Source organism: Pseudomonas sp. WC2401 (assembly GCF_041200115.1).
Taxonomy (GTDB): Bacteria; Pseudomonadota; Gammaproteobacteria; order Pseudomonadales; family Pseudomonadaceae; genus Aquipseudomonas; species Aquipseudomonas fragi.
On the sequence record NZ_CP165623.1, the window covers coordinates 2,013,733 to 2,026,980 of the forward strand.

The 13,248-nt window shown below is 59.5% G+C and carries 10 protein-coding genes and 6 tRNA genes; 14 read left to right on the forward strand and 2 right to left on the reverse strand.

The genetic code is table 11. The features are described from left to right. Positions 1 to 66: 66 nt before the first annotated feature. Positions 67 to 411: a YggL family protein gene (locus tag AB3G35_RS09195; protein WP_016779918.1), complete on the forward strand. Its 345-nt coding sequence runs from the start codon at positions 67 to 69 to the stop codon at positions 409 to 411. 231 nt (positions 412 to 642) lie between these two features. On the opposite strand, the gene AB3G35_RS09200 is transcribed toward AB3G35_RS09195, so the two are convergent. After that, positions 643 to 1,401: a hypothetical protein gene (locus tag AB3G35_RS09200; protein WP_083369820.1), complete on the reverse strand. Its 759-nt coding sequence runs from the start codon at positions 1,399 to 1,401 to the stop codon at positions 643 to 645. A gap of 332 nt (positions 1,402 to 1,733) precedes the next feature. Between AB3G35_RS09200 and AB3G35_RS09205 the strand changes: the two genes are divergently transcribed. From AB3G35_RS09205 to AB3G35_RS09265, 13 genes are all read left to right on the forward strand, one after another. Continuing rightward, positions 1,734 to 1,809: transfer RNA gene (locus tag AB3G35_RS09205), tRNA-Glu, on the forward strand. A gap of 2 nt (positions 1,810 to 1,811) precedes the next feature. Next, positions 1,812 to 1,887, forward strand: a tRNA-Gly gene (locus AB3G35_RS09210). A 101-nt stretch (positions 1,888 to 1,988) separates the two neighbouring features. Continuing rightward, positions 1,989 to 2,064, forward strand: a tRNA-Glu gene (locus AB3G35_RS09215). 5 nt (positions 2,065 to 2,069) lie between these two features. Further along, a tRNA-Gly gene (locus AB3G35_RS09220) sits at positions 2,070 to 2,145 on the forward strand. Between the two features lie 101 nt (positions 2,146 to 2,246). Next, positions 2,247 to 2,322, forward strand: a tRNA-Glu gene (locus AB3G35_RS09225). A gap of 5 nt (positions 2,323 to 2,327) precedes the next feature. Further along, positions 2,328 to 2,403: transfer RNA gene (locus tag AB3G35_RS09230), tRNA-Gly, on the forward strand. 187 nt (positions 2,404 to 2,590) lie between these two features. After that, positions 2,591 to 3,532 carry a fatty acid desaturase gene (locus tag AB3G35_RS09235; RefSeq protein ID WP_169882335.1) on the forward strand — a complete coding sequence of 314 codons (942 nt, stop codon included), beginning with the start codon at positions 2,591 to 2,593 and terminating at the stop codon, positions 3,530 to 3,532. A gap of 18 nt (positions 3,533 to 3,550) precedes the next feature. Continuing rightward, positions 3,551 to 4,342: a phosphate/phosphite/phosphonate ABC transporter substrate-binding protein gene (locus AB3G35_RS09240; RefSeq protein ID WP_134049532.1), complete on the forward strand. Its 792-nt coding sequence runs from the start codon at positions 3,551 to 3,553 to the stop codon at positions 4,340 to 4,342. A 130-nt stretch (positions 4,343 to 4,472) separates the two neighbouring features. Beyond that, positions 4,473 to 5,012 (forward strand): sigma-70 family RNA polymerase sigma factor, encoded by a 540-nt coding sequence (locus AB3G35_RS09245; RefSeq protein WP_369782550.1) that lies wholly within the window; start codon positions 4,473 to 4,475, stop codon positions 5,010 to 5,012. Next, positions 5,009 to 6,028 (forward strand): ABC transporter substrate-binding protein, encoded by a 1,020-nt coding sequence (locus AB3G35_RS09250; protein WP_106117027.1) that lies wholly within the window; start codon positions 5,009 to 5,011, stop codon positions 6,026 to 6,028. The genes AB3G35_RS09245 and AB3G35_RS09250 overlap by 4 nt, the downstream gene beginning before the upstream one ends. 21 nt (positions 6,029 to 6,049) lie before the next feature. After that, positions 6,050 to 6,901, forward strand: a complete 852-nt coding sequence (locus AB3G35_RS09255; RefSeq protein ID WP_134049534.1) for a proline/glycine betaine ABC transporter permease — start codon at positions 6,050 to 6,052, stop codon at positions 6,899 to 6,901. Continuing rightward, positions 6,898 to 7,719, forward strand: a complete 822-nt coding sequence (locus AB3G35_RS09260; RefSeq protein WP_016779925.1) for a glycine betaine/L-proline ABC transporter ATP-binding protein — start codon at positions 6,898 to 6,900, stop codon at positions 7,717 to 7,719. The genes AB3G35_RS09255 and AB3G35_RS09260 overlap by 4 nt, the downstream gene beginning before the upstream one ends. Before the next feature lie 108 nt (positions 7,720 to 7,827). Then, on the forward strand, positions 7,828 to 12,582 hold the full coding sequence (locus AB3G35_RS09265; RefSeq protein WP_369782551.1) for a dermonecrotic toxin domain-containing protein: 4,755 nt from the start codon (positions 7,828 to 7,830) through the stop codon (positions 12,580 to 12,582). Here the strand turns inward: AB3G35_RS09265 and AB3G35_RS09270 are convergent. Then, the gene (locus AB3G35_RS09270; RefSeq protein WP_340079915.1) at positions 12,567 to 13,193 is read right to left on the reverse strand and encodes an alanyl-tRNA editing protein; all 627 of its coding nucleotides are present in this window, start codon (positions 13,191 to 13,193) and stop codon (positions 12,567 to 12,569) included. The genes AB3G35_RS09265 and AB3G35_RS09270 overlap by 16 nt on opposite strands. Positions 13,194 to 13,248 lie beyond the last annotated feature (55 nt).

Genomic DNA, 13,248 nt, shown 5'->3' on the forward strand with positions numbered 1-13,248 from the left:
GGAACCGGGCGCCGGGCGGCCGAAGCTGCTAAAGTGCCGCCCGTTATTACTTAAGAGGATTGTTCAATGGCTACTAATCGTTCCCAGCGTCTGCGCAAAAAACTGTGCGTTGATGAATTTCAGGAGTTGGGTTTTGAGCTGAACCTGGATTTCAAAGAAGACCTGTCGGAAGAGGCTATCGATGCATTCCTGGCAGCTTTCCTGGCAGAAGCCATGGAAGCCAACGGTCTGGGTTATGTTGGCGGCGACGACTACGGTCTGGTTTGCCTGCAGAAGCGCGGCTCGGTCAGCGAAGAACAGCGTGCAGCTGTTGAAGCCTGGCTCAAGGCGCGTCCAGAGCTGACCACCGTTGAAGTCAGCCCGCTGCTGGACGTGTGGTACCCGGAAAAAGAAATCAATCCGGTAGCCTGACGTCAAACGCAAAGGCAGCCCGCGCGGCTGCCTTTGTGTGTTACGCCCTCTGACCCGTCCCGGGTCTTGATTCGAATTTCTAAGTCTCAGTGCCGCGTATGTTCGTGCGATTTGCCGTGGGCGTCATGTTGTGGGAGCGGGCTTGCTCGCGATGCAGGCAGCGCGGTCTCCAGGGAGTGCCCGGTGATGCCATCGCGAGCAAGCCCGCTCCCACCTCTTGATATGAGGGGCTCAGTCGTAAATCGACTTCTTTTTCCAGTCCGCATCGGCTTCGTCGGTTTTCAAGCCTTCAGTCAGCTCGTTCACTTCGCCCGTATTCGGCGCGAGTGCGCTTTGCACCTGGGCGTCGGCGCGGGCCAGCTGTGCTTCAAAGTCCTTCAGGGGGGCGTTGTACATGGCCGGCACCGGCTGTTTGCGCAAATACTGCACGGCGCGTTCGAAAGCCAGGCGGGCCTGGGCCGGCTGGTTTTTCTGTAAGGCGAGCTTGCCCAGGTTGTTGAAGAACTCGATATGCACCACCACCAACAAGTGGCGAATCTCTTTAAGCCATTGCTTGGCTTCATTGGTAGGCAGAAAACCATCCTGCGCAGCACGGGTAATCTGGCCGTGCAGGGTTTCCAGCAAGAAGCGCACGTCCTTGGCCTTGGCCTCGCTCATGATGGGGTTGGGCGGGTTGTTGACCGGGATCGACTCGCCTTTGCCAATCAAGCCCGTGAGTTCGGCCACTTGCGCCTTCAAGTCGGCGCTGGATTTGTGCAGCAGTAACAGACGCTGCAGGGCGTTGAGTTCCAGGCGCGTGATCAGCAGTTTGAGGGCAGGGGACATCAGTTGCCCGGGAAACGTTTCGTTGACCTCGCTGCAGCGGCGCACGCGGTCATTGAGTTCGACCTTGAGGCGGGCCTTCTCCAGTTTGTTGTTTTCCACTACATGGTTGATGTAGACGATGGCGATCAATAGTGCGATCCCGGCGACGACAAGCAGGGCGATCATGGAGGGCGTCAACGTTAAAACCTCTTCTGGTTGTGGGTGCGCTGTCTCGGTGAGGTCGGGTCGCCTGGGTATATAGAGAGGCTGAAGATCGACGGGCAGCAAACTGCCATCACTGAGGTTGGGCAATCATAACCCCTTGTAGGGTGCCGGAATATAGGCGCCAGGAGCTTGGCTTGAGACTCCGTAGGAAAACGCCTTAATAGGGGGGAAGTCATTGATTTCAATATATTTTCATATTGGGGTTGACGACCTTCCAATCCATCCCTAGAATGCGCGCCAATTGCAGCGTAAAGCAAACAGCCAAACGCTTGTAACCAGTGAAGTTGTAGTGTGTCCCCTTCGTCTAGTGGCCTAGGACACCGCCCTTTCACGGCGGTAACAGGGGTTCGAGTCCCCTAGGGGACGCCATTGCGGGAATAGCTCAGTTGGTAGAGCACGACCTTGCCAAGGTCGGGGTCGCGAGTTCGAGTCTCGTTTCCCGCTCCATTTTTAAGCAGCTTTGCTTTCGGGCGAAGTTGAGTGAAAGCCAAGAGACTAACATTTGTTAGTGATCTGGCACTGAAATGTACGTGTGCATTTCGGGCAACGTCCCCTTCGTCTAGTGGCCTAGGACACCGCCCTTTCACGGCGGTAACAGGGGTTCGAGTCCCCTAGGGGACGCCATTATTGCGGGAATAGCTCAGTTGGTAGAGCACGACCTTGCCAAGGTCGGGGTCGCGAGTTCGAGTCTCGTTTCCCGCTCCATTTTTAAGCAGCTTTGCTTTCGGGCGAAGTTGAGTGAAAGCCAAGAGACTAACGTTTGTTAGTGATCTGGCACTGAAATGTACGTGTACATTTCGGGCAACGTCCCCTTCGTCTAGTGGCCTAGGACACCGCCCTTTCACGGCGGTAACAGGGGTTCGAGTCCCCTAGGGGACGCCATTATTGCGGGAATAGCTCAGTTGGTAGAGCACGACCTTGCCAAGGTCGGGGTCGCGAGTTCGAGTCTCGTTTCCCGCTCCAAATTTTGTTTTTTGGAGCTACGCAGTTGCAAAAAACACTCAGAAAGCAGCCTTAGGGCTGCTTTTTGCGTTTCCGGGTTTTGCTTTTCTTGCTCCGCGTAAACGCTTCTAAGCTGATAACCAATCGATCTGCAAGAAAACCCCGGCTGGCGCCACACAAGAATTCAAACCTGATTTGAGTTCTTCAGATGTCGTATTACTTCGATAGCGCCCAGCAACGGGACATCCAGGCCTTGTCCCTTACCTTCACCGGTCGAACCCAGTGGCCTACCTGGTTTTTGCTGCTTGCCGTACCCGCTGCCTGGTTCGCCTTGCTGCTGGGCAGCCCGCTGCTCGGTGCGGGCTGGACAATTGTGCTGCTGATTCCGGTGGTGGTGCTGTGGATGTCGGTGCAGCACGAACTGCTGCACGGCCATCCCACCCGTTTCAATGGCCTTAACAAAGTGCTGGGCTACGCCCCTTTTGCCCTGTGGTACCCCTATACCCTGTATCGCGACAGCCATTTGCAGCATCACCGCGATCATGACCTGACCCTTCCCGGGATCGACCCCGAAAGCCGCTATATGACTCAGGCTCACTGGCAAGGCAGTTCGAAACTGTTGCGCGGTCTGCTCTGGCTGAACAAAACGGTGCCCGGCCGCTTGCTGGTGGGGCCACCCCTGGCGTTGTACGGTATGGCCCAAGAAGAGCTGCGGCGCCTGCGCCGTGGCGACCGGCAAGCCTGGTGTATGTGGCTGACCCACGGTTTTTTTACCCTGCTGATGTTTGCCTTTATTGCGTACTGCAGCGAACTGGCCGTTTGGCAGTATGTGTTTCTGGTCACCGTACCGGTTTTGTCAGTGGGCATGGTCCGTTCCTTTTATGAGCACCGCCCCGCAGTCCGGCCGGAACAGCGAACGGTACTCAATGAAGCCGGTTGGCCCTGGACCTGGCTGTTCCTGAACCTCAATTTGCATCTGGTGCACCATGATTTACCGAGTTTGCCGTGGTTTTACCTGCCCAGGGTCTACCGGGCGCGGCGCGCGCAGTGGCAGCAACGCAGTGGTGGTTTCCTGGTGCAAGGCTACGGTGAGCTGATTCGTCGTCACGCGGTGCAGGCGATTGATAGCCCGCAGCATCCGTTCAGTTAATTACTAAAGGTGCCTTCCATGTCTGGCCGTTATGCCGAATTGGCAATGTATGTAGCCCCCCAGCAAGTCAGCCAGGCCAATGAGCAGTGGTTGACCCGCATTCTCGAGCTGTTGCAGCAACCGCGTGGTGATGCCCGGGGCCTGGATTCACTGGCGCTGTGGCGGTCTGCGCACCTGTTGCTCAGCCAGACCTGCGGCTACCCGCTGTTGACCCAGTTGCGCGGGCAGGTGCAAGTGATCGGTCGCCCGCAGTACGAATGGCCTGACAGCAGTGGCGGTGAGCATTGCAGTGTGATTGTCAGCCGTGATGCAGACCCGCGCCGCGATCTGGGCGCTTTTGCGGGCAGCCGCGGGGTGATCAATGATCTGCACTCCAACAGCGGCATGAATCTGTTGCGCCATCGCCTTGCGCCCCTGCAGCGCGGCGGGCGCTTTTTTGCCTCAGTGGCCGTTAGCGGGGCGCACCGGCAAAGCCTGCGCTGGGTGCGTGAAGGCTGGGCAGACCTGGCCGCCATCGACAGCGTGACCTTTGCCTACCTGGCCCGTTATGCCCCGGCAGAAGTTGCCGGGCTGCGGGTTGTGGCGCGTACGGCCTCCAGCCCGACCCTGCCTTACATCACTGCCCTCAATGCCGGACCTGACGGCGCTGAGCGGATTCGCCAGGCAATGAATACTGCCTTGCTGCAATTACCCGAGGTCGCTGCAACCCTGGGGCTGCGGGCAGTTTTACCCGCCAGCGAAGCAGACTATCTGAAGGTTCTCGATTATCGGCAGGAGGCGACTGAATTCGGGTATGGGGTGTTGCAGTAATGGCGTGAACATTAATAGCTTAAACGAATAACCAAATGTTTTTTTAGTATTTAAATTGCATAAAACCTTTTGCTAGCATCGCCGCACCGGATCACCGGACATACCGTTCTACTTACTTTATGGAGCCTCTATGTCCGGCGCCGACTTCGCTCACCGCGACCATGTGAGCCAGCTTTATCGCACCCACTATTTGTGGCTGCATGCACGATTGTGCCGTTACCTCGATTCCAGCAGCTACGCTGAAGACATTGCAGCCGATACGTTTGCCCAGCTTTTAAGTGCCCCTCAAAGCCTGGTCATTCGTGAACCGCGTGCGCTGTTGACGACTATCGCCCGGCGTTTGATCTTTCAACTGTGGCGTCGCCGGGATGTGGAGCGGGCCTATCTGATGAGCGTGCAACAGCAAGAACCCCTTCATTCGCCCTCGCCAGAAACACTGGCCCAGGCACTCCAGGCCCTGCAAGTGATTGACGCCCGGCTTGATGGTTTGCCCGACAAGGTCAAGGAAACCTTCGTGCTGTCACGGTTCAATGGCCTGACATACCCCGAAATTGCCCAACAACTGGGAATTTCCCGGCGCAGCGTCAGTCACTACATGGTTCGTGCACTCAAGCGCTGCGCCATCGCGCAATCACCCTACCGCCCCTCCATAACAAGAGAATCCCCATGAATAACTTGAAAAAATGGCTCGGTGGTCCGCTGTTGGCCGTGGCCCTTGTCGCTCAGCCAGTACTGGCCGAGCAGAAAACCCCGGTTCACTTCGGTGACATCACCTGGGAAAGCGGCAGCCTGATTACCGAAGTGCTGCGCCTGATTACCGAAAAAGGCTACGACGTGGCTACGGACACACTGCCGGGCAGCACGGTCAGCCTGGAAGCCGCACTGGCCAAAAACGATATCCAGGTGATTGGAGAAGAGTGGGCAGGGCGTAGCCCGGTGTGGATCAAGGCCGAAGCCGAGGGCAAGGTGCAGGGCCTGGGCGATATCGTCAAGAACGCCAGTGAAGGCTGGTGGGTGCCGGAATATGTGATCAAAGGCGACCCGGAAAAAGGCATCAAGCCAGTGGCGCCGGACTTGAAGTCTGTCAACGATCTGGCGCGCTACAAAGATGTTTTCCGTGATCAGGAAGACCCGTCTCGCGGTCGCTTTCTGAACAGTCCTACTGGCTGGACCTCTGAAATCGTCAATAGCCAGAAGCTCAAGGCCTACGGCCTGGACAAGGACTTCGTGAACTTCCGTACCGGCTCCGGCGCGGCGCTGGATGCCGAGGTCAGTTCATCAATCAAGCGTGGCAAACCGGTGTTGTTCTACTACTGGTCGCCCACCCCGCTTATTGGCCGTTACAAGCTGATCAAGCTCGAAGAGCCTGCCTTTGATGCCGAAGCCTGGAAAACCCTGGCCGACGTCAATAACCCAAACCCCAAGGGCACTCGTTCGTTGCCGGCGAAACTGGCCATCGGCGTGTCGACGCCGTTCAGCCAGCAATACCCGCAACTGGTCGAGTTCTACCAGAAGGTCGATTTCCCCATCGATCTGCTGAACACCACCCTGGCGCAGATGAGCGAAAAACGCACCGAGCCGCGCAAGGCCGCGCAGGCCTTTTTGCGTGAGCAACCGCAGATCTGGCACGCCTGGGTCACTCCTGAAGCAGCGGCCAAGGTCGATGCGGCGCTTAAAGCGAATTAACCTCTTGAACGCGAGCACTGCATGTTTCCTGACAATCTGACGTTTTCCATCGCAGGATGGGTCAACGACGGGGTTGATGCGCTGGTCAGCAACTACGGCGATGTGTTTCGGCACATCTCCGACACGTTGCTGTGGGCTATCGTCAACCTTGAAAACCTGCTGCGCCTGACCCCTTGGTGGCTGATGCTGGCCATCGTCGGGGTGATTGCCTGGCATGCCACGCGCAAAGTCCTCAGCACCTTGCTGATCGTCGGCCTGCTGTTCCTGGTCGGGGCTGTCGGCCTGTGGGACAAGCTGATGCAGACCCTGGCGCTGATGCTGGTGGCCACGGTCATTTCGGTGCTGCTGGGCATCCCCCTGGGGATCCTCGCCGCCCGCAACAACCGCCTGCGCTCGCTGCTGATGCCGCTGCTGGACATCATGCAGACCATGCCCAGCTTCGTGTACCTGATCCCGGTGCTGATGCTGTTTGGCCTGGGCAAGGTGCCAGCAATTTTTGCCACTGTGATCTATGCGGTGCCGCCGCTGATCCGCCTGACCGACCTGGGCCTGCGCCAGGTTGACCGCGAGGTCATGGAGGCCATCAACGCCTTTGGAGCCACACCTTGGCAGCAGTTGTTCGGCGTGCAATTGCCGTTGGCCATGCCGAGCATCATGGCCGGGATCAACCAGACCACCATGATGGCGCTGTCGATGGTGGTGATTGCCTCGATGATCGGCGCCCGAGGCCTGGGCGAGGATGTGCTGGTGGGCATCCAGACCCTCAACGTGGGCAAGGGCCTGGAGGCCGGGCTGGCGATCGTGATTCTGGCGGTGGTCATCGACCGTATTACCCAGGCCTATGGCCGCCCGCGGCACGGGGATCAGAAATGAGCGTCAACAAAATAGAAGTGCGCAACGTGTTCAAGGTGTTCGGCAATCGTGAGAAAGACGTGCTGGCCATGATCCGCGCAGGCAAGAGCAAGGAGCAGGTACTGGCCGAAACCGGCTGCGTGGTGGGCATCAACGATTTGTCGCTATCGATCGCGGCCGGGGAGGTGTTCGTCATCATGGGCTTGTCCGGTTCGGGCAAGTCCACGCTGGTACGTCACCTCAATCGCTTGATCGACCCCAGCAGCGGGCAGATCCTGGTGGATGGCGAAGATATCCTGGAATACGACATGCCGGCCCTGCGCCATTTTCGCCGGCACAAGATCAGCATGGTGTTTCAGAACTTTGGCCTGTTGCCGCACCGCAACGTGCTGGATAACGTCGCCTATGGTTTGAAAGTGCGCGGCGAGAGCACGGCGCAATGCCAGGCGCGGGCCCGCCACTGGATTACAGTGGTAGGCCTGCAGGGGTACGAGCAGGCCTTTATTCATCAGCTGTCGGGCGGCATGCGCCAACGTGTCGGCCTGGCGCGGGCATTGGCCACCGACACCGATATTATCCTGATGGATGAGGCTTTCAGCGCCCTCGACCCGTTGATCCGCGCCGAGATGCAGGACCAGTTGCTCGAACTGCAGCGTACCCTGCAAAAAACCATCGTGTTTATCACCCATGACCTGGACGAGGCATTGCGTATCGGCAATCGCATCGCCGTGCTCAAGGATGGCCAGTTGATCCAGGTGGGTACCCCCCACGAGATCCTGCATGCGCCGGCGGATGATTACGTCGACCGCTTTGTCCAGCGTCGGCGTACCAGCGCCTAGCGATATCCTGATACCGCACGCAGTGCGGGTTTGTTGCGTTCAATCAGGCAATCCGGTTCTGCCCCGCACGGGCAGGGCCCTGTCTGCCATCCAACGCGATGAACTGCCATGCCAACACTTTCGACCACACCCGACTCACTGGTTCGTCACGCGGTTCTGGGCAATTTTGCGGCCCCCGATTTTGCCCGGCGCCCGACCTTTCAAAATGTTGCGGCGCTCTGCTTCAAACAGGCCCTGCTGGAGAAGTATCCGGCCCTGAGCGTGGACTTTACTCAACTGGCCATTGCCGAACCCGTGGAAAGCACCGATAGCTCCGGCACGCCCCGGGGTTATCGTTTTGGGCACCCTGTGGATGCGATGATCCGCAGTTTTATCAACTCGACGCCGGTTACCCTGATCCAGGGCGTGCATCGCCTGACGGTCGATCCCAACCGGCTGGCCCCCCATCCGTTGGCCGTGGGCATGGCCGAGCTGCAGGCCATTATCAACGACCATGCGCCGCTGCTGATCAAGGCCTACCAGCAGGCGCTGGCCGAATTCTGGAGTGACAGCCCTGACCGTTCGCTGCCGCCCCTGCAGTGGTTGCGGCGGGTGTTGCAGACGGCGCTGAAAAGCGCCGCCCTGGCTCAGGGCCGTACGCCCTCGTTGCCTGCCGAGCAGTCGGTGGCGCTGGCGGTGGTGGCGGCGTTCCCCGACAGGCAGGACCGGGCCCGAGGGACCGTGGAAACCCCGCTGAAAGCCTGGCTGGTGAATATTGACGGTAGCCATAACGATGCGCGGCAACGCTTCCAGTTGCCGGGCGTGATGCTGGTGACCCGGCAAATGCCCGATCGCCTGATTGTGCTGGGTTACTCCCTGGAACATGGCGTCGAGCTGTTCGCTTCGGTGCAAGCGTTTGCAACCTGTATGGTTACCCGCGTATTGCAAGACACGGCCCTGCGCTCCCTGAGCTGGAGCCTGCATGAGCCTGAAGGGGATTTTTTCACCGGGCTTGGCATCACCCTGCTCGATGAGCAGTTGCGTGACATTGCCCGCATAGGGGCTGATGCCCAAGCCGAAAAATACACGGTCGCGCGCCTGGAGCAGGCGCTGGATGAGGCGGGCAGGATGTTCCCGTTTTTCAGCCCCCGGGAGCGCCCCGAACTGCAGCGGGTGATGGCGGTATTGCCCGACTGGCTGAGGCAGGCCAGCCCGGCAGACCAGTTGGCCTGCAGCAAGCTGATTGGCGCCGAGGTTGCCTGGCAGCGCCAGACCCGGGGCCAGACGTTTCTCGAGGGTATCGTGGCCATGCCGGAGTATGCCGAGGGGCTTATCCGCCAGCGCATCGAGCAAGACCACCCGCAATCAGGGCTCGATATCGCCCAGATCGAGATCCATGACATCGGCGTCGAGAGTTTGCAGCTGCCCATCTTCACCGACGATGTGCTGCCCTTCGCCGAGTTTGTCCTGACCTACCGGGGTGGTTGGCCCGTGGGCCTGATCGGGGCCAGGCAGCGCTCGGGCGAAGCCGTACCCGACTGGCTGAATGGTGCCTATGTAAAAAATCTGGTGGATGAACTGGATGTGGGCAGCCGCTATATCGCGCTGCTGAAAAACCTGCTGGTGGACAACGAGGCCGAGGTGACGCGGCGCAAGGGGTTGTTCGCCTCACAATTGCAGGTGCAATTGCCGTTGTTTGCCCTGGAGCGAAAAATTAGGGGGCAGGCCGGTTTTACCCAGCAGGGCGTGGACATCTTGAACCGGTTGATGGCCCCCGGCGGGCAGCACCCGGCCAGCGCTGCCGATGTGTGCGTGCGCCCCCTGGGGTTTCATGCCTATGAAGGAGCGGGCGTTGATACGGTGGCGAATATGTTTGTGTTTGGGGCCCGGCAGACTGGCACCGGCCCCTTTATTCTCTATCAGCCTTTCTCGCCCGAACCGTTGCTGGAGTTCGCCAGCTGGGCCGCGCTGCTGGCGGCGATCAAACAGCCCGGCGACCTGCAGGAAAGCATACTGACCTGGCTGGACGATGATGCGCGCGGCTATTACGCCGACGGCGGCTTTGAGCGCCCGCATCTGGAAAGTGTGCTGCTTGAAGGCATTTTGGCCATGTTGCCGCGCAGCCCGGCGACCCTCGGCACCCAGAGGGTGGTGGGGGATTATTTCGAGGCCATGTTCGATGCCAATGCCAGGGCCTTGATGACCTTGGCCGACAAGCAGACCGTCTCGACCGCCGAGCGGCGCTGGATCTTGCTCAAGCGCTATGGCTGGAGCCTGTTCAACGGACTGACATTTTTCCTCAGCGGGCCCTTGCAGAAAGCCGCCTGGCTGTTCCAGACCCTGCTGAGCCTGGACAACGGCCTGCAGGCGCGAATCAATGGCGACAAGCAAGGGGTGCAACAAACCCTGATCGACCTGCTGTTTAATATCAGCCAGGCCCTTCTGCATGCCGGCCTGAACTTCAAGGCCCAGGCCAATGAGCGCCAGCGCCTGCAAGCGCCGCTCGACGAGCCCCTGTTCAGCATCGCTAAACCACAGCCCCCACGGGTGGTAGAGCCCCATATTGCCTCGGTGCTTGCGCAAAAAAAACTGCCAGACCTCGATGGCCGTGCTGCCCGGGATTATTCCGCGCTGGATTTCTCCTGGTTCGGTGCGCAACAACGCCTGAACCAGACGCAGCAGGCGAGCTTGAACACGTTCGCCCTCGCCATCGACTTGAGCCAGGGCACACCCATCGAAGTGGGCCCGTTACAAGGGGTGATCAACCATGAAGGCAAGTCGTATGTGCAGGTCGACGGCCACACCTACCGCGTTGCCCGCGATGCCGATGGCTTGGTGATTCAGGACGACAACCAGCCAACCAGGTTCGGCCCGCGCCTGCGCAGCGATGAGGCCGGGCAGTGGCGCCTGGACCTGCGTCTGGGGTTGCGCGGCGGGGGGCCGAAAAAGGCGATCCAGGCATTGCGCGAAAAAAAGGCGCAGAAACTCGCCGCCCTTGAGCAACAGGCCGGGGAGCTGGATGTTGAACTGCACAGACGTGAGCGTGTGCTCAGGCTTACGGAGGAGCTGCTGGGTAAATACCCGGAGCGACACACGGCGCTGGTTGATCGTTACGAGGCCGAGATCGATGCATGGCGCACTACAGTGCTGGAACTGATCGCGGTGAAAACCCGTTCCCACGACATCACTCCCGTGGAGGGTTTTGCCATGAAAACCCAGGAAACCTGGGTACAACTGACCTTGCGCCTGTTCAAGTTGCAGAACTACCTGGAAGAAACGCTCAATCTCCTGCCGGTCTGCAACTCCAGGCCTTCTTACATTCCGGATCTGCTGGAGATGATGGCCGAGATATCCCGTGGCTCAACGCTGCCTTATGCGCGCTGGATCGAGGATTTGAAGCAGGCCGAGCAGGTAGAGGCCCGGCTGTATAAAAACTCCTTGCGCGAGAGCCAGGCCCTGACTGAGGTCAAGCGTCGGCCGTTGCCCAAGGAAAGCTCGTTGCTGGAAGTAGCGAGCCAACCCGACGGCGACTATTTTGATCGCCACTGGGCGGCGGCCTACCTGGAAACCCTCTGCGAACTGGTTATCCGCCGTGATGCATTCAACCTGACCCCTGAAGAGCAGCACGCGTTTAACCTCTTCGGCCAAGGGACACTGATAGATACCGCCTGGTCGCAATTGAGCCTGCGCCGCGAAGGGACGCTGTATACCGGCGATCATCTGGATTTTTTTGACCGCACCATTGGCCAGTACGATGCTGCCGAAGGGGTATGCCGAAACATCATAAGCCTTGGCTCAGAGCATTTTCGCAATGAGTACCTGCCGGAAATCATCCGTGTGCTGGATGAACTACGAAACTTTGCAGAAGCCCAGATGCAGAACGTTATTCATGACTCGGAAAGCTCATCCTCCGAAGCCGAAGAGCCTGTGCCCGGGCCCAGCCGTGTCTTCAATCTGCCGAAGGCCAGTAACTCCTCGGCCCAGGGCTCCCAGCAAATCATCAAGACTACCCGCAACGTGACCCTGGTGGGGCAGCGCCGGCCTCCTTCCACCACTTCCGAAGGTTCGGATGAAGAGATTGTCGATGTGGCCGAAGGTATCGACCGCATGAAAATCCGCTCGTACCGCAAAACCCAGGCCGGGGACTGGGAAGAAATCGGCAGCAGCCGGCCATCAACCCAGCAGGCTTCCCAGGCCAGGCCACTGGCCGGGCTGCAGGTGGAGGCGCGCAAATTGCTGGAGCGGCTGTCGGAAGTCATCGCGCAGAACAGGGTCAGTGCCAATACGTCGAAGATCCCGGTGGAAATCGAGGAAATCCTCGACTTCAAGGCTCGCGCGCTGGACGAAGTCGCGCAGCAGATCGAAAAAATCGTGCTGGCTTCCAACCATAATGTCGAGGTTCTGGACCCGCAGCGCAAAACAGCCGCCCTGGCGCAAATTGCCGAACTCAAGGCGGCGGCTGGCAGATTGCGTACGGAGGGTCGCAGCCTGCGTATCAATATCATCAAGCGGCTGCCACCCACCGGGGCCAATGTGGAGTACTTGCTGGCCCAGGGGGAGGTGAGCATTGCCCGTGTGGGGCAACGCCGGCATTTGTCCCGGGGCCAGCGCAAGGACTACCTGGATGAATATGTCATCAAGACCCGGGAGGGTACCGAGCTGTGGTTTGCCCATTTTCATTACAAGGCCAAGGACACCCCCGTTGCCGAGTTCGAAGTGGCCCATTTGAAAACCGCCCAGCAGCGCACCTTGAGTGAGCAGGCGCTGTACGCCCGGGCGCAAAGCTCCCATGAGTATATCGAGGTGTATCGGGCCAAGCTGGACCGGGCAATGGCGCAACGGCTGTTTCTACCGACCCCTGAGGGGGCTCAGTCCAACGTGTAGCGAACAGACAGCACGCCCTTTTTCTGGCTGACGGACAGCACGTTGACGGCACCCAGCTCGGCCAGGGAGCGCACATGGGTGCCGCCGCACGGGTAACCCGGCAATTCGCCGAAACTGACGGCGCGTTGTTGAGTGGCAAGGTGCACCTGCCTTGGCAGGTCGGCGCTGATCCACTGTGCCAGCGCGTGCTGCACGGCTTCTGCTTCAAGGGGTTGCGGCTGGTCGCCGGGTACAAAGCTCACCCGGCACTCGCCTGGCCAGTGGTGCGCCCTGGTTGGCACCCAGCCCAGTTGTTCGCCGTAAACACCAATCAAATGCCCGGCCGAATGCAGGCGGGCATTGAGCCGGCGGCGCACTTCGTCGACCCGGGCCTGCGCCTTGCCTGTGGTCACAGGGTGGGTGGTGTAGTGCACGATGGATTCCTGCTCCTGCATGACCCGAGTGACCTGGCTGTCGCCGATCCAGCCAGTGTCGCTGGGTTGCCCGCCGCCCTGGGGGTGAAAGGGGGTGGCGGCCAGGGTGACGGCGAACCCGTCTTCATGGGGTACACAGTGGGTAACGTCAACGTCGCAGTTCAGCGCATCGTCGGTAAAAAAAAGGCGTTGGGTCATGGCTGTGTTCCTGAACGGGTTTCTTTTTTCAGTATAAGGGTGCGCTTGTGGTGTG